Raw genomic sequence first — 17689 nt, forward strand, 5'->3', positions numbered from 1 at the left:
CCTTTTACTCACCCGAACGGACGCTTGGCATGACGGAAACGAAGGCGATCGAGCCGCACGATTACTGGCAGGAGGTCTTTCCACCCGGTAGCTTTGTCAAGCACGGCGGCTTCCGCGCCTCATTTCCAGCCACTCTCGCGGACGGACGCCAGATCCTGCTGCCGATCCGGCCGCTTTCGGACGGAAAGCATGCGCTGGCCTCGCTGATCATCAATCAGGCGAGCTTCGAGGTGGAGGACGCGCTCGCGGAGGAACTGGCCGGCCGACTGGCGCCGTTCCGGCCGGAAATCGTCGCGGGTCTTCCGACACTCGGACTGACGCTTGCCGCAGCCGTTGCCCGCAAGCTCGGCCACAAGCGCTATGCGCCGCTCGGAACCTCGCGAAAATTCTGGTACGTCGACGATCTCTCCGTTCCGCTGTCGTCCATCACGACGCCGGGCCAGAAGAAGCGACTCTACGTCGATCCCCGCATGCTGCCGCTGTTGAGGGGCCGGCGAGTCGCCCTGATCGACGATGTGATATCGAGCGGGGCCTCGATACTTGCCGGCCTGTCGCTGATGGCGGCCTGCGGCATCGAGCCGGTCGCGATCGCTGCCGCCATGTTGCAGTCGGACCGGTGGCGCAAGCCGCTCGCCGACCTTTCTCCGCAATGGCCGGAGCGGACCGTAGGCGTCTTCGCGACGCCGATGCTCGTCCGTGCCGAAGACGGCGCCTGGACCGCGTCCGATACCCGGATCTGACGTTGCCGGTGCCCGCAGGAGCGCCCGGAATGCCCTCGAAAACTTGAAAGTCTTTCGCTCCCGGCGTCGAAATCGGTGGCTAGCGATCATGCGCGCGAAAACGCACAATCGGGTGCTTGCGATGGCGTCCCATCCGGCGAGGCCGCACGGCCTGGATCATACCCCCTGAAGAATATCGGGGCGCGATCAACTTGCAATGGCCGGGCTCTTGGAGGAGCAACACACCCGGTCTCTGTCGTTCGGCTGCGTCGAGATGACGTCTGCCAAGGGAGGAAAAATGTTTGAACGACTCTTCAAGCTTAAGGAGCACGGCACGACCGTCCGCACGGAAGTGATCGCCGGCGTTACGACGTTCCTTACGATGTCCTACATCATCTTCGTCAATCCTGACATCCTGTCGACCACCGGCATGGACCGCAACGCGATCTTCGTCGCGACCTGTCTTGCGGCCGCTCTCGGCTCCGCCGTCATGGCTCTCGTTGCCAATTGGCCGATCGGCATGGCGCCCGGCATGGGCCTCAACGCATTTTTTGCCTTCACGGTCGTCGCCGCCCTCGGCTTCACCTGGCAGCAGGCACTCGGCGCCGTCTTCATCTCCGGCATCATTTTCCTGCTCCTGACGGTCACGGGGGTCCGAAGCTGGCTGATTGCTGGCATACCGCATTCGCTGCGCAGCGCGATCGCGACCGGTATCGGCCTGTTCCTGGGCATCATCGCCCTGAAAAACGCCGGCATCGTCGTCGACAATCCGGCGACGCTGGTCGGCCTCGGCGATCTCAAGCAGACCGGACCGCTGCTCGCGATCCTCGGCTTCTTCGTCATCGCCGTTCTCGACGCGCTCAATGTCCGCGGATCCATCCTCATCGGCATCCTGGTGGTAACGGTCCTGTCGATGTTTCTCGGTGTGTCGGAATTCCAGGGCATCGTCTCTGCGCCGCCGAGCATTGCGCCGACCTTCCTCCAGCTCGACATCATGGGCGCCCTGCATGGCGGTCTCGTCCACGTCATTCTCGTCTTCGTGCTCGTCGAGGTCTTCGACGCGACCGGCACGCTGATCGGTGTCGCCAAGCGCGCGAAACTGGTGGAAGAGGGCAAGCCCAGCCGTCTCGGGCGTGCATTGCTTGCCGACAGCTCGGCCATCGTCGCCGGCTCGCTGATGGGCACCAGCAGCACGACCGCCTATGTCGAAAGCGCCTCGGGCGTGCAGGCGGGCGGGCGCACCGGTCTAACGGCGCTGACGATCTCGGTGCTGTTCCTCGCCGCACTCTTCATCTCGCCGCTTGCCGCCGCCGTTCCGTCCTATGCGACCGCGCCGGCACTGCTTTACGTTGCCGGCCTGATGATGCGCGAGCTCACGGAGATCGAATGGGACGACCTGACGGAGGCGGCACCCGCGGCGCTGACCGCCATCGCCATGCCCTTCACCTATTCGATCGCCAACGGTCTCGCCTTCGGCTTCGTAAGCTATGTCGTCCTGAAGGTCTGCACCGGCAAGTGGAACGTCATCCATCCGGCGACCCAGCTCGTCGCGGCACTGTTCATCGTCCGCTTCGCATTCTTCGCCGAGTGACGGAGCATGGTTGGGGGGAGGGTCGCGACCGGCGCGGCCCTCCAAGGCCGCCACGGTCGTTGACAAGCCGTCAAACCCCTGGCGTTCTTGCCGGACTTTAAGACATACTTCGCGGCGCTCGCGTGACAAAGTTGGACTTGAGTAACCCATCATGATAGGTTACTTGCGTGTATGGTCACGATCTATCGCGCAAACGGCCTGAGCGTCGTCATCTTTACTGACGATCATGAACCGGCCCATGTACATGTCTTTGGCGATGGGCAGGTCAAGATCAACCTGATCGGACCGGATGGCGTTCCGGAATTGATTTGGGCTGATGGCATGAAGCGGAGCGATGTGCGCCGGGCCGTCCAGATCGTCAACGAACGGCAACAGCAATTCCTCGGCAGATGGAGGGCGATTCATGGCTGAATTGACGGACACCCAAATCGACGCAGCTTTGGAGAGCGGCCGGATGGCGCGAGAAACAGAGCCCCGTGCTGCATCTGCGCGCTATGACGAGCGAAGCGGCCGGATCGTTGTGGAGTTGACCAATGGCTGCACGTTCGCCTTTCCGCCACGCCTGGCGCAGGGACTGGAAGATGGGAGCAGCGATCAGCTCGCCGCAGTCGAGATCCTTGGGCAAGGTTATGGCCTGCATTGGGAGGCCTTGGACGTCGATCTTTCGATTCCGGGCCTTTTGGCCGGCATATTCGGCACCAAGGCTTATATGGCGCGGCGGGCGGGGCAAGCGACATCGCCGGCGAAGGCAGCAGCCGCGCGTGCTAATGGTGCCAAGGGCGGGCGGCCGCGCAAAGCGGCCCGCGGCTAGAGCGGGATTAGGAAAAGTGTGCGCGGTCTTCCGCCCACGTCCCGCTCTAACCTATTGAAATCGATCACACTCACGACTCTAGGGTCAACCCGACCTAATGTCATTCTGATCTAGGATATGCTCGCCTCGGCGACCCGGCCGTAAATGCGCAGGCGGCTGACGCCGCCATCCGGGTAGATGTTCAGGCGCACATGCGTAACCGGATCGGCATGTCCAAGCATATCGGCCCCATACTCATGGATGCTGTCGGCGGAAAGCTTCCGGTGCGGCAGAAGCTCTTCCCAGAACATCGCGGAGGAGGCGGCGAGCACGTCGCACCCGGCAGCCACGCCTGCGAGGTCAGCCGCCTGTAGCGAGCAGCCGTCCGGGTAGTTGCCCTTGAAGTGCGCCGTGTCGACGACGATCCGATCGACGTGCCCGCGTGCGGCAAGCTTGACGATGATCCAGTCGTAGCCCGGTTCGCGGCGTCGGCGCGTTTCCCAGCCATCGCCCATATTCGTACCCCGGCCGGGCGCAATGAGGCGTTCGTGGCCGTAATGGCCGTTGGAGAGGGCGACGATCCGGCCCCCGGAAAGGCAAGAGGCGAGATCGATCGTCTCGTTCGCTATGGCCTTGAGATCGAGTGCCGGAGTGCCGTAGACCCGCAGCCGGGCGATACCGCCATCCGGATGGATGCGCAACCGGACATGGCTGTAGACCGCGTCGGAGTGCACGGCGAAGAAGTGATGTGCATTCGGTCCGAGGGCGGTGACCGCCAGCAGTTGGATCCACTCGGCCGCCTCGTCCGGATCTTCCGCCGAATGACAGGCTTCTATCGAGCAGGCGCTCGGATAATTGCCGGTGAAGTGCGACGTGTCGACGTCGAAGCCGGCAATCCGCCCTTTCACGGCGAGCGCGATGACCGCGTGGTCGTGGCCGGCACCGCGGCGGCGGCGGGTTTCCCAGCCGTCCATCCATTTGCCGTTATCGTCGTAAAGGCCGGGGTGGAACGCGGCCGGCTCGTCCTTGAGCATGCGCTCCACCGGGCCGAAGAATTCGTCCGTCGCAAAGAGCGCGCGGGCGCCGAGGCCCGCGGAAGCGAGGTTGATCGTCCCGCCCGCAAAGCCGGGGGGAACTTCAGCGGCGCGCGTCATGGCGCCGCCTCAGTCCGGCAAAGTGTCGCGCAGCCGCAACAGCGCGATCCGCTCCACCTGGCGGCACGCGGCGTTGAACTCGGTCTCCCGATCGTTGCCGATACGGTTCTCGAAGGCGGCAAGAATCTCGTCCTTGCTGCGCCCCTTGACGGCCATGATGAAGGGAAAGCCGAACTTCTCGACATAGGCATGGTTGAGGGCCGTGAAGCGCTCGCGCTCCTGATCCGTCAGCGCGTCGAGACCCGCGGAAGCCTGCTCCGAAGTCGAGCTTTCGGTCAGGCGCTTCGCCTGGGCGAGCTTGCCGGCAAGATCGGGGTGGGCTGTAAGGACGGCTAGCCGTTCCTCGTCGCTTGCCTCGCGAAATGCCGCGCAGAGCGCCGCGTGCAGTCCCGACGCGGTGTCGTTGGCGGGGCCGAGTTCGCCTGCGAAGGCGCGTCTGGCGATCCAGTCCGAGTGCTCGAACACCCCTCCGAAGCGACCAATGAAGTCATCTTTCGACAATCGCGACGGTCGGTTTTCATTCGGCTGGAACGGATAGGTTTCTGCCCAGTAGCGGGCAATGTCGATGCGGCGGGCAAGCCAGACTTTCTCGTGGCTCTTCACATAGTCGAGGAAGCGCGCCAGTGCGGCGGCGCGGCCGGGCCGGCCGACCAGACGGCAGTGGAGGCCGATGCTCAACATCTTCGGCGCGCCGGCAGCGCCCTCGGCGTAGAGAATGTCGAAACTGTCCTTCAGATAGCTGAAGAACTGGTCGCCGCTGTTGAAGCCCTGTGGCGTTGCGAAACGCATGTCGTTGGCGTCGAGGGTGTAGGGGATGACGAGCTGGTGCCGGCCGGCATGTTCGTGCCAGTAGGGCAGGTCGTCCGCATATGCGTCGGAGACATAGTCGAAGCCGCCGGTCTCGGTCACGAGGTCGAGCGTGTTCACGGAGCAGCGGCCGGTATACCAGCCGGTCGGCCGTTCACCGGTTACGATCGTGTGAAGGCGGATCGCCTCGGCGATCTCGGCGCGCTCGCGCTCCGCGTCGAAATCCTTGTGCTCGATCCATTTGAGGCCGTGGGAAGCGATTTCCCAGCCGGCGTCCTGCATGGCGGCCACCTGGGCGGGCGATCGCTTGAGGGCCGTGGCCACGCCGTAGACGGTTGCCGGTATCTCCTTTTCGGTGAACAACCGGTGCAGCCGCCAGAAGCCGGCGCGCGCGCCGTATTCGTAGATCGATTCCATGTTCCAGTGGCGCTGGTCTGGCCAGGCCTGAGCGCCGACGATTTCCGAGAGAAAGGCCTCCGACGCCGCGTCGCCGTGAAGCACGCAGTTCTCTCCGCCCTCCTCGTAATTGATCACGAATTGCACGGCGATCCGGGCGCCGTCGGGCCAAGCGATGCGCGGGTTCGGACCATGGCCCAGGAGATCGCGGGGATATCTCATAGCAGCAGCTCCTCCAGAGATTGTCTCGTCGCCCAATTCGTAGCGAGAATTCCGCTCTCCCAATCCCCCGGAAAAATTTGAAAGTCTCGAAGGTTGAGCCCGCTACACAAGGGCGCCCGCCGCCCGGATACTCTATCCTCGATGCTGACTTTCGGAGGAGCGACAGAATGCAAGTTCAAGACGGAACGCCCGGGCGCCTGACGACCCACGTATTGGACACGGCGAGCGGGAAACCGGCAAGCAATCTGCGCATCGATCTCTACCGGATTGAAGGTGAGCGGAGTGAGCTCCTCTCCTCTACCCGCACCAACGATGACGGGCGCTGCGACGCGCCGCTTCTCAACGGCTCCACGATGGCAACCGGAACCTACGAACTGCGCTTTCACGCCGGAGAATATCTCGGCACTGCGGATGAGCGCGGCACGCACCCGTTTCTCGACGTGATCCCTATCCGCTTCGGGATCGCCGACCGGGCCGCGCATTATCACGTGCCGCTCCTGCTTTCGCCCTACGGCTATTCCACCTATCGCGGGAGCTGACGGCAATGACGACCGAAATCCGCAACACGATCCGTTTCCTTTTGAACGACCGGCCCGTCGAGCTTGCCGATGTATCGCCGGTGCAGACGCTGCTGGACTTTCTGCGCATCGACCGGAATCTGCGCGGGACGAAAGAAGGCTGCGCGGAAGGCGACTGCGGCGCCTGCACCGTGCTTGTCGGCCGGCTTCTCGACGGCAAGCTCAAATACGAATCCGTCAACGCCTGCATCCGCTTCGTCGCATCGCTCGATGGCTGCCATGTGGTGACGGTCGAAGCGCTTGCGCAGCCGAACGGGCCGCTGCACCCCGTGCAGCAGGCGATGGTCGACACGCACGCCTCGCAATGCGGTTTCTGTACACCCGGTTTCGTGATGTCGCTCTACGGCCTCTGGATGACGAATGCCAAGCCGAGCGTTCAGGAAATCGAGAAGGCGCTGCAGGGCAATCTCTGTCGCTGCACCGGTTATGCGGCGATCATTCGGGCGGCGGAAGCGATTGCATCGGTCGGCGAGCTCGGCAAGGATCCGCTGATCGTGGAACGCGAGGAGATCACGCGGCAACTGGAGGCGCTTCGGGACGGGCGCCGCGTCGAGATCGGAGGCGAAGACGAGCGCGTCGTGCTTCCGGCCTCGCTGGACGATTTCGCCGTGGTTCTTGAGGCAAACCCCAAGGCGACGATCGTCGCCGGTTCGACCGATGTCGGGCTCTGGGTCACCAAATTCATGCGCGACATCGCGCCGGTCGTCCATCTCTCGCATCTTGAACAACTGCGGCGGATCTCCGTCGACGCGAACGGGATCAGCCTTGCCGCCGGCGTAAGCTACACGGAGGCCTATCCGGTCATCGTCCGGCACTTCCCGCAACTTCGCGAGCTCTGGGATCGCATCGGCGGCGAGCAGGTGCGCAATATGGGCACGGTCGGAGGCAATATCGCCAACGGTTCGCCGATCGGCGACACGCCGCCGGCGCTGATCGCACTTGGCGCTTCGGTGATCCTGCGCAAGGGAGCACGCCGCCGCACGCTGCCCCTCGAAGCCTTCTTCATCGAATACGGCAAGCAGGATCGCGAACCCGGCGAATTCGTAGAGACTGTCCGGATCCCCTTCCTGGACGAGACCGACCGCTTCGCCGTCTACAAGATCACGAAACGCTTCGATGAAGATATCTCCGCAGTCTGTGGCGCGTTCCGCGTGAAGCTCGACGGTGACGGCAAGGTTGCCGACGTGGCTATCGCCTTTGGCGGCATGGCGGGCACGCCGAAGCGCGCGTCGAAAGTGGAGGCCGCTCTCAAGGGCGCGCAATGGAACGACGCTGCCATCGAGGCTGGCGTAGCGGCCTTCGAGCGGGATTACACGCCGCTCACCGATTGGCGCGCCTCTTCCGAATATCGGATGCTCGTTGCAAGGAATCTTCTGCGGCGCTTCCATCTGGAAACGCAGGAAACGCGCAATATCCGGATCGACCGCACGGTCGCGGTGGCTATGTAGGGAGGGTGGACCCATGAATGTGATGCAGCCCGTCGATCGCGTCCGCGGCGCCGTCCACGACAAGGAACGCCACGAATCCGGTCACAAGCACGTTTCCGGAACCGCAGAATACATCGATGACATTCCCGAGCCCGCGGGCACCCTTCATGGCTATCTGGGGCTCTCGCAGCGCGCGCATGCCGAAATCCTGTCGGTGGATTTCGAGGCGGTGCGTAACAGTCCTGGTGTCGTGGGAGTGCTCACGGCGGAGGACATACCCGGCGAGAACGATATCAGTCCGGCGCACAAGCACGACGATCCGGTCTTCGCGACCGGCAAGGTCGAGTTCCACGGCCAGCCGATCTTCGCGGTCATCGCGACCTCGCGCGAGGCCGCCCGGCGCGCGGCCGCCAAGGTAAAGATCGATTACCGCGATCTGCCGCACGTGACGGATGTTCTCGAAGCGGCGGCTGCGAACTATCCGCTGGTGATCGATCCCCTGAAGCTCGAGCGCGGCGACATCGACGCCGGCTTTGCCAAGGCGAAAAACACCGTTTCGGGCGAAATGCGCATCGGTGGCCAGGATCACTTCTATCTCGAAGGCCAGATCTCCTTTGCGATCCCCGGCGAGGATGACGAAGTGACGGTCTTTTCCTCGACCCAGCATCCGAGCGAGACGCAACTCATGGTCGCCCATGTGCTGGGCGTGCCGTCGAATGCAGTGACCGTGAACGTCCGGCGGATGGGCGGCGGCTTCGGCGGCAAGGAGACGCAGGCAAATCTTTTCGCTGCGGTTGCGGCAGTGGCCGCGAGGAAATATCGCCGCGCGATCAAGGTGCGCCCGGACCGCGACGACGACATGACGGCGACCGGCAAGCGCCACGACTTTCACGTCGATTACAAGGTCGGCTTCGATGACGAAGGCCGCATCGAGGCGGTGGACGCGGTCTTCGCCGCCCGCTGCGGCTTCTCGGCCGACCTTTCCGGACCGGTGACCGATCGCGCGCTCTTCCACGCCGACAATTGCTATTTCTACCCGAACGTGCGGCTGCGCTCGCGCCCGCTGAAGACCAACACGGTCTCGAACACCGCATTCCGGGGTTTCGGCGGACCGCAGGGCATGGTCGGCGGCGAGCGGATAATCGAAGACGTCGCCTACGCGCTCGGCAAGGACCCGCTCGAAATCCGCAAGCTCAATTTCTACGGCGGCGAGGGGCGTAACCTGACGCCGTACCACCAGACGGTGGAGGACAACATCATCGGCCGGATCATCGAGGAGCTCGAGGCTTCGTCCGACTATGCCGCCCGGCGGCAGGCGGCCGTCGCCTTCAACCGCGAGAGCTCCGTCATCAAGCGCGGCATCGCGCTGACGCCGGTGAAGTTCGGAATCTCCTTCACCAAGACGGAATACAATCAGGCCGGCGCCCTGGTCCATGTCTATACGGATGGCTCAATCCAGCTGAACCACGGCGGCACGGAGATGGGGCAGGGGCTCTACACCAAGGTGGCGCAGGTCGTAGCGGACGAGTTCCAGGTCGATCTCGACCATATAAAGGTGACCGCGACCTCGACCGGCAAGGTGCCGAACACCTCGGCGACGGCCGCTTCGTCCGGCTCGGACCTCAACGGCATGGCAGCCGCCAATGCCTGTCAGCAGATCAAGGAGCGGCTCGTGCGCTTCGCGGCCGAGCACTACGGGGTGAGCGAAGCTGATATCGCCTTCGAGCCGAACACGGTCCGGATCGGCGCCGGACGCATCGCCTTTACCGATCTCATCAAGGCGGCTTATGCCGCGCGCGTGCAGCTTTCGGCGGCCGGTTTTTACAAGACCCCGAAGATCCACTGGAGTCGCGCCGAAGGGCGGGGGCGTCCATTCTATTACTTCGCCTACGGAGCCTCCTGCTCCGAGGTCAGCGTCGACACGCTGACCGGTGAGTACCAGGTCGACCGGACCGATATCATCCACGATGTCGGCAAGTCGCTGAACCCGGCGCTCGACCTCGGCCAGGTCGAAGGCGCCTTCGTGCAGGGCATGGGCTGGCTTACGACGGAGGAACTCTGGTGGGATGCCAAGGGCCGGTTGCGGACGCATGCGCCCTCCACCTACAAGATCCCACTCGCCTCCGATCGCCCGCGCGTGTTCAACGTGCGCCTGGCCGAATGGTCCGTCAACCGGGAGGAGACGATCCGGCGCTCGAAGGCGGTCGGGGAACCTCCTTTCATGCTGGGGATTTCGGTTCTGGAGGCGATATCCATGGCAGCGGCGAGCGTCGCGGATTATCGTATTCCGCCGCGCATCGATGCCCCGGCAACCCCGGAACGCGTGCTGATGGCGGTCGAGCGCCTGCGCGCTCACCGGGTCGGGTAGGGACGATCGCGCGGCGAAGATAATGGATGACTGAGATGGCGCGCCGAGAAGACATCCGGGATTTCCTGACCCGTGAAAGGGCCTGCGTGCTTGTCGAGGTGGCGAGCGCGGCAGGCTCGACGCCGCGCGATGCCGATGCCTGGATGCTCGTTTCAAAAGACCGCACCTTCGCCACGATCGGCGGCGGACAGCTGGAATTCATGGCGATCGACCACGCGCGGAAACTCGTTCAGGGGGCGAAGGCGGATCTTCGAATGGCGATCCCCCTCGGCCCGGAGATCGGCCAATGCTGCGGCGGCCACGTCGCGCTTTCCTTCAAAAAGGTCGATGCGGACACGCGTGCGACACTCATCGAGCGCAGCGACGATGAGATCGCGCATCGGCCCCATGTCTATATCTTCGGCGCCGGCCACGTCGGCAACGCGCTCGCCATGGCGCTGTCGCACGTGCCGCTCAGGACCGTTCTCGTCGACACCCGCGAACATGAGCTCTCGGCCGCCGACGTGCCGGGTATCGAGACCTGCCTGACCGCAATGCCCGAAGCCGTCGTGCGCGACGCGCCGCCGGGCAGCGCCTTCGTCGTCCTCACCCACGATCACGCACTCGACTTCCTGATCGCGACTGAGGCGCTCGGGCGCGAAGACGCCAGTTACGTCGGCATGATCGGTTCGAAGACGAAGCGCGCGACTTTCAAGAACTGGCTGTCGCGAGAGGTCAATCGTCCTGAGCTTTTCGAGAGGCTGGTTTGCCCGATCGGCGGTACGGTGGTGAAGGACAAGCGGCCGCCGGTGATCGCAGCCCTTGCCGCGGCCGAGATAATGACCGCGGCGCTGAACCGCCATCTGCAGCCTCGCGCGCTCATCCCGAAGAGCCAGAGAGCGATCAAGGCATAGGCCGGTTGTCGCCCTTTCGCGGGCGGATCACGCAGTCTGTTACGCGATCGGCCTCGTTCAGCTCGGCGGCGTGGCGCTGACCCCACTCGCAGAGTGCCAGCAGGACCGGCTCGAGGCTGAGGCCGAGCGTCGTCGCAGAATATTCGACGCGCGGCGGTATCTCGCGGAAAATCTCCCTGTGTACGAGGCCATGCTCCTCCATTTCGCGGAGCTGCTGGATCAGCACTTTCTGGCTGACGGCGGGTATCAGCCTTCGTAACTCGGAAAGCCGCTTCGGCCTATCGAACAGATGGTAGAGGATGATGGCTTTCCAGCGTCCGGAGATCACCTTGAGTGCGCGCTCGGAGGGCAGCACCGGCAATTTCTTTATGATCTCGGCCATGGTTACCCATTGGTCAGTATGGAACGAAAGAGTGTGTAGATGCGGTCCGAAGACTACCCTTAAATAGCCGCGCAAACCAATAGTTTCGAGGTAAGTTCTTATGAAGGCCATTGAATTTCGCCGCTTCGGGGCGCCAGACGTGCTCCGAAGCGTCGATGTCCCTACACCGAGCCCGGGCAGAGGCGAGGCGCTCGTCCGCGTGGGTGCCGTTGGCGTCAACTATTTCGAGGTTCTGATGCGGCAGGACCGCTACGCGGTCACGCCCGAACTGCCGATGATCCCGGGTGTGGAGGTCGCCGGCGTCGTCGCAGCGGTCGGAGAGGATCTTCCTCAAGATCTCGTCGGCAGTCGTGTCGCGGCCCCGATGTTCGCTCATGGGCGGGGTACCGGCGGATATGCCGAATATGTGGCGGTCGAGGCCGCGATGCTGGTGCCGATCCCGGACGGACTTTCCTTCGAAGCGGCTGTTGCCATGATGGTACAGGGCCTCACGGCTCTTTATCTCGTCCGGCAAAGCGCGCTGCAGAACAAAACGCTGCTGATCAGCGCTGCGGCAGGCGGTGTAGGTTCACTGCTCGTGCAATTGGCAAGGAAAGGCGGTGCGCGGACGATCGTTGCCGTTGCGAGTTCGGAGGAAAAGCTCGACTTCGCCCGTTCGATGGGTGCTCACGTCGGCATCAACTATGCGGCCCCTGATTGGAGGGCAACGCTCAGGAGGGCTTTGAACGGTGGCGGGATCGACATTCTCTACGATTTCGTCGGCGGCGAATTTACCGACGCTGCGATCGATCTGCTGGCACCGGCGGGAGAGCTGGTTTTCGGGGCCCTCGGCAGGTTTGCGTTGAGCACCCGGCAAGCAGAATCGATGTTCGCACTGAACCAATCCCTGCGCGGCTTCGCCTTACTGCCGCTCTTGAACCTCGCCGGATTGAAGGCGGATCTCACCGAGCTTTTCAACCGGGCGCAAGAGGGCGCATTGACGGTCGCGATCGACAGCCGCTTTTCGCTGGATCGGGCAGCGGACGCACACCGGGCGATCGAGAGCCGCCGAACGATCGGTAAGGTCGTGCTTGTGCCCTGAGCGCGCTGCGCTCAAGCGCTTGAACGCTCCTGCACCTCATGAGGCTCGGCAAGCATCTTGCCGATCAGCCGCTGACAGCGCTCGGCCATGAAGTCGATCATCAGCCGGACCTTCGGATCCTGGAAGCGCTTGTGCGGGTAGATCGCCGCAAGCTGGGCGCCGAGCGGCGGCGTCTCCTCGAGCACCGGGACGAGCAAGCCCTCGTCGATATGCTGTTTCACCTCGAAGAGCGGCTTGTTGACGATGCCGCGTCCGTCAAGCGCCCACTGGGTGAGCACGTCGCCATCATCCGAATCATAGGGACCGCCGACCTCGAACTTGCGAACGCCATCCGGTGTCTGCAAGGTCCAGTAATACTCCTTCGACCCGGGATAGCGCAGCAGAAGACAGTCGTGGCTGTGGCTTAGGAGGTCGTCCGGCGACGAAGGGATGCCGCGCCTTTCGAAATAGCGAGGCGACCCGCAGAGCACGCGGTCGCAGTTCATGATGCCGCGCATGCGCAGGTTCGAATCCTCGAGTATGCCGAGCTTGAAGGCGATGTCGACGCCCTCGGCAAGGATGTCGACATTATGATCGGAGAGGCGCAACCGCACCTCGATATCCGGGTAGCGGTCGTGAAACTCCGGTATGCCGGGCGCGATCAGTCGCCGGCCGATGCCGAGCGGGGCGGTGATCTTCAGCGCTCCCTTCGGATTTCTTGATAGATCGGCAATGGCGCTCTCCGCCTCGTTCACCGCTTCGAGGATCTTTACCGCGCCTTCGTAGAAGACTCGTCCGTGCTCGGTCGGCGTCAGTTTTCTGGTGGTGCGGTTGAACAGGCGAACGCCCATATGCCGCTCCAACTCCTTGATTCTGTTGCTGGCAACCGCCGGCGTGACGCGCTGATCGCGGCCCGCTGCCGACAGCGTTCCAAGTTCCACGACGCGCACGAACACACGCACATTATCGAGATAGGACATGCTTCCGCCTCTGCTCTTCCGGCGCGAACGTAGCGCTCCGGCCCCTCTTCGATTTTATAGTTTTTTTTGAAAGAGTTGGTGCGATAGCGCCGTTCCCGCCTCCCCAAGCAATGACACATAATGAGCGCGAGAGAAATGGGGAGAACTCAATGTACGAGTATGCCATCGCCTGGGATTGGCTGACATTTGCGGTGAGATGGCTGCATGTCATCACCGGCATAGCCTGGATCGGCTCATCCTTCTACTTCGTCGCGCTCGACCTGGGGCTGAAGCAGCGTCCGGGCATGCCGGTCGGCGCCTACGGCGAAGAGTGGCAGGTGCATGGCGGCGGCTTCTATCACATCCAGAAGTATCTGGTTGCGCCGGAAAACATGCCGGAGCACCTGATCTGGTTCAAGTGGGAGTCCTACGTCACCTGGCTCTCCGGTTTCGGCATGCTTGCGCTCGTCTATTATGCCGGCGCGGACCTCTACCTCATCGATCCGAACGTGCTCGACGTCTCGAAGCCGATGGCCATCGCCATCTCGCTGGCTTCGCTCGGCTTCGGCTGGCTTGCCTATGACACGATCTGCCGTTCGCCGTTCGGCAACGACAATACGCGGCTGATGGTGCTGCTCTATTTCATCCTCGTTGCCGTCGCTTGGGGTTACACCCAGCTCTTCACGGGCCGGGCGGCCTATCTCCATCTCGGCGCCTTCACGGCGACCATCATGTCGGCCAACGTGTTCTTCATCATCATCCCGAACCAGAAGAAAGTCGTTGCCGACCTGATCGCAGGCCGTACGCCCGATCCTGCGCTCGGAAAACAGGCGAAGCAGCGTTCGACGCACAACAACTATCTGACGCTGCCCGTGCTGTTCCTGATGCTTTCGAACCATTATCCGCTCGCCTTCGGCACGCAGTATAACTGGATCATCGCCTCGCTGGTCTTCCTCATGGGGGTCACGATCCGTCACTGGTTCAACACCCGCCACGCCAACAAGGGCAGCCCGACCTGGACATGGCTCGCGACGGTGCTTCTGTTCATCGCCATCATGTGGCTCTCCACCGTGCCCAAGGTCCTCTCCGAAGGCGGAGAGGCCAAGGCTTCGACGGCCGTCGAGGCCGTCGTCGCGTCGCCGGACTTTTCCAAAGTGCGCGATACCGTGCTTGGCCGCTGTTCCATGTGCCATGCGCGCGAGCCCGGATGGGAAGGCATAATCGTGCCGCCTAAGGGCGTGGTTCTCGAAGCCGACGGCGACATCGTCGCGCATGCCCGCGAAATCTACCTGCAGGCGGGGCGATCGCATGCCATGCCGCCTGCCAACGTCACCGGCATCACCGAGGAGGAACGCCAGCTTATCGCCTCCTGGTACGAGACGACCGTAAAGGAAGGAAAGGTCCAATGAACGATCTCTTGATCCGCGGCCGCGTGCTGACTTTCGTCAAGGAACCCGAGAGCATCGACGATGCCGGCTCCTACCGGTACTTCGAGGACGGCGCCGTTTTCGTGAGGAACGGCAAGATCGAGGGCGTCGGTCCTTACGGCGACATAGCGAGGCAGGCGGGCCCCGGCGCAGAGGTCGCCGATCATCGGCCGCACCTCGTAATGCCCGGCTTCATCGATACGCACCTGCATTTCCCGCAGACACAGGCTATCGCCTCCTACGGTGCGCAGCTCCTCGAATGGCTGAACACCTATATCTTCGTCGAGGAGCAGAAGTTCAAGTCGCCCAAGCACGCCGCCTTCATCGCGGGCCGCTTCATGGACGAACTCCTCTCCAACGGCACGACCACCGCAGTTGCCTATTGTTCTGTGCATCCGGAAAGCGTCGATGCCTTCTTCACCGCGGCCGAAGAGCGAAACATGCTGATGATCGGCGGCAAGGTGATGATGGACCGCAACGCGCCGGACGCGCTGCAAGACACGCCGGAAAAGGGCTATGACGAGACGAAGGCGCTCATCGCCAGGTGGCACGGCCGCGGCCGCGCGCATTATGCGATCAGCCCGCGGTTCGCGATCACTTCGACGCCGGAGCAGATGGAGGTGAGCCGCGTGCTCGCGGCCGAGCATCCGGATTGCTACGTTCAGACCCACCTGTCCGAAAACCGGGACGAGATCGCTTTCGCCACCTCGCTCTTTCCGGAAGCGAAGGACTATACCGACATTTATGCGCGCTACGAGCTGCTCGGCCGCAAGACTCTGCTCGGCCACTGCATCCATCTGAGCGACCGCGAGATTTCGGTCCTCGCAGAGACCGGAGCGGTCGGCGTCTTCTGTCCGACCTCGAACCTGTTCCTGGGCAGCGGGCTCTTCGATCGCGACCGTTTCGACAGGCTCGGCGCACGCCATGCGGTTGCGACCGACGTCGGCGGCGGGACGAGTTTCTCGATGCTGGAAACGATGGACGAAGCCTATAAGGTCCTGCACCTGCAGGGCCAGCGGCTCTCGCCGCTCAATTCCTTCTACATGTTGACGCTCGGCAATGCGCGCGCGCTCGATCTCGAACACCGGATCGGCTCGCTGCATGCCGGCGCGGATGCGGACATCGTCGTCCTTGACAGCCGTGCCAAGCCGGCCATGGAGCTCAGGATGCAGGTTGCCTCGACGCTTGCCGAAGAGCTCTTCATTCTACAGACCATGGGCGACGACCGCTCGGTGGCCGAGGTGTATGTGGCGGGCAGGCAGATGAAGTGCGGACGGCGGGAGATGAAGACCGAGGCCGTGAGGGCACTGGCGACGGCATAGCTGAAAGTACGATCAAAGGAAGCGTGCAGCAGGCCCGCATCCGCCTGCCGGCAGCTCGCCCCATTTAGATAAGGAGAGGGGACAAGCGCCGGTCTCCGTGAGCTTCGCGAGGGACGGGGAAGGTGCCGCGAAACCCTTCGCCCCGCCTGCGGGGAGAAGGTTCCGGCAGGCGGATCAGGGGCCTTCGCCGACGGCGGGGACCGCAACGGGCAACTACCGCCCGTTGATCGCAATGCGTTTGGCTTTCGCTTGGGCCTGCTCGGTCTTCGGCAGGGTCACCGTCAGGACGCCATTGCGGAAGGTCGCATTCACCCTGCTTTCATCCACCTCGTATCCGAGCGGAATGCGCCGTTCGAAGCGACCGTAATATCGCTCAGAGAACTGGTTTTCCTCGTCCTCGGTCTCTGCCCGTTTTTCGCCTCGCAGCGACAGCACGCCCTCGGACAAGGACAGTTCGACATCCTTTTCCTCGAGACCCGGCAGTTCAGCGGTCACCTTGATTTCCTTATCCCGGTCGGAGACCTCCACGCTCGGCCAGCCGCCTGCAAAACCCGTAAAGCCGCTGAAGGGCAGGCGGGTTTCGAAGCTGCGGAAGGCGTCGTCGAACAGGCGGTTCATTTCCCTGTGGAGCGCCAGGAAGGGATTTCGGTCGTTGTCACGATAGGAAGCCGGCACCTGGCCCTGCGCGCGGCCCCATGGGATGAGATCACGTACATTCATCGGTCCGTTCCTTTCTTTGCATTGGGAGCGGGGTGTGGGGTCTTGCGGCCTCTCCCGCTCCCCATTCCGGAACCGAAGCGTCAGCGTCCGCCGGCGCTTCGGTGCGATTGGCATGCGCAGCTACGCTGCGTGTTTCTCGCCTTCGATCTGTTTCGAGGCCTCGCCGGTCGGCAATGCCTCTGCCTGATGTATCTCTATCCGACGCGGCTTCATCTGCTCGGGAAGCTCACGGACGAGGTCGATCTTGAGCAGGCCGTTGGCGAGGTTGGCGCCGGTGACGCTGACAAAGTCGGCGAGCTGGAAGCGACGCTCGAAGTTGCGTGCGGCAATACCGCGGTAGAGATACTCGGTGTCGTCTTCCCCGGTTTTCGCACCCGTAACGGTCAACATCTGCTGCTCGTGCGTGATGGTGATCTCGTCCGGGGTGAACCCCGCTACCGACATTGCGATCCGGTACTGGTTCTCACCGACCCGCATGATGTCGTAGGGCGGCCAGTTGTCATTAGGCGCCAGGCGACTTGCGGAATCCAAGAGGTCGAACAGATGTTCGAAGCCAACGCTGGAGCGCGACAGCGGCGAGAAATCGAAGCTTGTTCTCATAGCCATATCCTCCTTGAGCAACATGGACGATGAGGAGCGCCGAAGAGAACGGAGCTCCTCGACTGCGAGCCCCTTACAGGCGGCTCTCGCACCCGATTTAGTCATTCGAAGCCGGGTTTCAAGGGTCTCCGGGCATCGATTTTCGTCCGTTGCTCCGGGCCGGCGGTGGCCGCAAAACCGGCCGTTCGAACGAGGGCTCAAGCCGCTGATCGAGGTTCTTGAATTTACCTTTTCCGCTCCAATATCTGGTGAGCGCGATACGTTTTCGAAACGC

The 17689-nt window shown here is 63.1% G+C and carries 17 protein-coding genes; 11 read left to right on the forward strand and 6 right to left on the reverse strand.

Going from position 1 to position 17689, the window contains the following annotated elements; genetic code table 11:
• Positions 1-29 precede the first annotated feature (29 nt).
• From CN933_RS22100 to CN933_RS22115, 4 genes are all read left to right on the forward strand, one after another.
• Positions 30-740, forward strand: coding sequence for a phosphoribosyltransferase (locus CN933_RS22100; RefSeq protein WP_102762371.1), 711 nt, complete (start codon positions 30-32; stop codon positions 738-740).
• A gap of 277 nt (positions 741-1017) precedes the next feature.
• Positions 1018-2310 (forward strand): NCS2 family permease, encoded by a 1293-nt coding sequence (locus tag CN933_RS22105; RefSeq protein WP_014530473.1) that lies wholly within the window; start codon positions 1018-1020, stop codon positions 2308-2310.
• 171 nt (positions 2311-2481) lie between these two features.
• The gene (locus CN933_RS22110) at positions 2482-2721 is read left to right on the forward strand and encodes a DUF4160 domain-containing protein (protein WP_018097064.1); all 240 of its coding nucleotides are present in this window, start codon (positions 2482-2484) and stop codon (positions 2719-2721) included.
• Positions 2714-3121 (forward strand): DUF2442 domain-containing protein, encoded by a 408-nt coding sequence (locus CN933_RS22115; protein WP_102762372.1) that lies wholly within the window; start codon positions 2714-2716, stop codon positions 3119-3121. The genes CN933_RS22110 and CN933_RS22115 overlap by 8 nt, the downstream gene beginning before the upstream one ends.
• Before the next feature lie 110 nt (positions 3122-3231).
• Here CN933_RS22115 and alc read toward each other — a convergent pair whose 3' ends face one another.
• Both alc and puuE read right to left on the reverse strand, forming a co-directional pair.
• Positions 3232-4254, reverse strand: coding sequence for an allantoicase (gene alc, locus CN933_RS22120; protein ID WP_102762373.1), 1023 nt, complete (start codon positions 4252-4254; stop codon positions 3232-3234).
• Between the two features lie 9 nt (positions 4255-4263).
• Complete coding sequence (gene puuE, locus CN933_RS22125) at positions 4264-5679, reverse strand: allantoinase PuuE (RefSeq protein WP_102762374.1); 1416 nt, start codon at positions 5677-5679, stop codon at positions 4264-4266.
• 167 nt (positions 5680-5846) lie between these two features.
• Here puuE and uraH point away from each other — a divergent pair, with 167 nt between their 5' ends.
• Genes uraH through xdhC form a run of 4 tightly spaced genes read left to right on the forward strand, consistent with a single transcriptional unit; the run spans position 5847 to position 10945 of the window.
• Positions 5847-6218: a hydroxyisourate hydrolase gene (gene uraH, locus CN933_RS22130; RefSeq protein ID WP_102762375.1), complete on the forward strand. Its 372-nt coding sequence runs from the start codon at positions 5847-5849 to the stop codon at positions 6216-6218.
• A 5-nt stretch (positions 6219-6223) separates the two neighbouring features.
• Positions 6224-7705, forward strand: coding sequence for a xanthine dehydrogenase small subunit (xdhA, locus tag CN933_RS22135; protein WP_102762376.1), 1482 nt, complete (start codon positions 6224-6226; stop codon positions 7703-7705).
• A gap of 13 nt (positions 7706-7718) precedes the next feature.
• On the forward strand, positions 7719-10052 hold the full coding sequence (gene xdhB / locus CN933_RS22140) for a xanthine dehydrogenase molybdopterin binding subunit (protein ID WP_102762377.1): 2334 nt from the start codon (positions 7719-7721) through the stop codon (positions 10050-10052).
• A gap of 35 nt (positions 10053-10087) precedes the next feature.
• Complete coding sequence (xdhC, locus tag CN933_RS22145) at positions 10088-10945, forward strand: xanthine dehydrogenase accessory protein XdhC (RefSeq protein ID WP_102762378.1); 858 nt, start codon at positions 10088-10090, stop codon at positions 10943-10945.
• On the opposite strand, the gene CN933_RS22150 is transcribed toward xdhC, so the two are convergent.
• A complete protein-coding gene (locus tag CN933_RS22150; protein ID WP_018097056.1) occupies positions 10935-11327 on the reverse strand; it encodes a winged helix-turn-helix transcriptional regulator in 393 nt (130 codons plus the stop codon). The two genes, xdhC and CN933_RS22150, sit on opposite strands and share 11 nt — an antisense overlap.
• A gap of 100 nt (positions 11328-11427) precedes the next feature.
• Here CN933_RS22150 and CN933_RS22155 point away from each other — a divergent pair, with 100 nt between their 5' ends.
• A complete protein-coding gene (locus tag CN933_RS22155; RefSeq protein ID WP_102762380.1) occupies positions 11428-12408 on the forward strand; it encodes a quinone oxidoreductase family protein in 981 nt (326 codons plus the stop codon).
• A gap of 11 nt (positions 12409-12419) precedes the next feature.
• Here the strand turns inward: CN933_RS22155 and CN933_RS22160 are convergent, their stop codons facing one another.
• The gene (locus CN933_RS22160) at positions 12420-13367 is read right to left on the reverse strand and encodes a LysR family transcriptional regulator (protein WP_100670432.1); all 948 of its coding nucleotides are present in this window, start codon (positions 13365-13367) and stop codon (positions 12420-12422) included.
• Positions 13368-13516: 149 nt separating this feature from the next.
• Here CN933_RS22160 and CN933_RS22165 point away from each other — a divergent pair, with 149 nt between their 5' ends.
• Both CN933_RS22165 and guaD read left to right on the forward strand, forming a co-directional pair.
• Positions 13517-14755 carry a urate hydroxylase PuuD gene (locus tag CN933_RS22165; protein WP_102762381.1) on the forward strand — a complete coding sequence of 413 codons (1239 nt, stop codon included), beginning with the start codon at positions 13517-13519 and terminating at the stop codon, positions 14753-14755.
• Positions 14752-16095, forward strand: a complete 1344-nt coding sequence (guaD, locus tag CN933_RS22170) for a guanine deaminase (RefSeq protein ID WP_102762382.1) — start codon at positions 14752-14754, stop codon at positions 16093-16095. Before CN933_RS22165 ends, guaD begins: the two co-directional genes overlap by 4 nt.
• A 213-nt stretch (positions 16096-16308) precedes the next feature.
• Here guaD and CN933_RS22175 read toward each other — a convergent pair whose 3' ends face one another.
• Complete coding sequence (locus tag CN933_RS22175) at positions 16309-16815, reverse strand: Hsp20/alpha crystallin family protein (RefSeq protein ID WP_102762383.1); 507 nt, start codon at positions 16813-16815, stop codon at positions 16309-16311.
• Positions 16816-16935: 120 nt separating this feature from the next.
• Positions 16936-17415: an Hsp20 family protein gene (locus CN933_RS22180; protein WP_102762384.1), complete on the reverse strand. Its 480-nt coding sequence runs from the start codon at positions 17413-17415 to the stop codon at positions 16936-16938.
• Positions 17416-17689: the final 274 nt, after the last annotated feature.

The organism is Sinorhizobium sp. M4_45, from assembly GCF_002885915.1.
Taxonomy (GTDB): Bacteria; Pseudomonadota; Alphaproteobacteria; order Rhizobiales; family Rhizobiaceae; genus Sinorhizobium; species Sinorhizobium meliloti_A.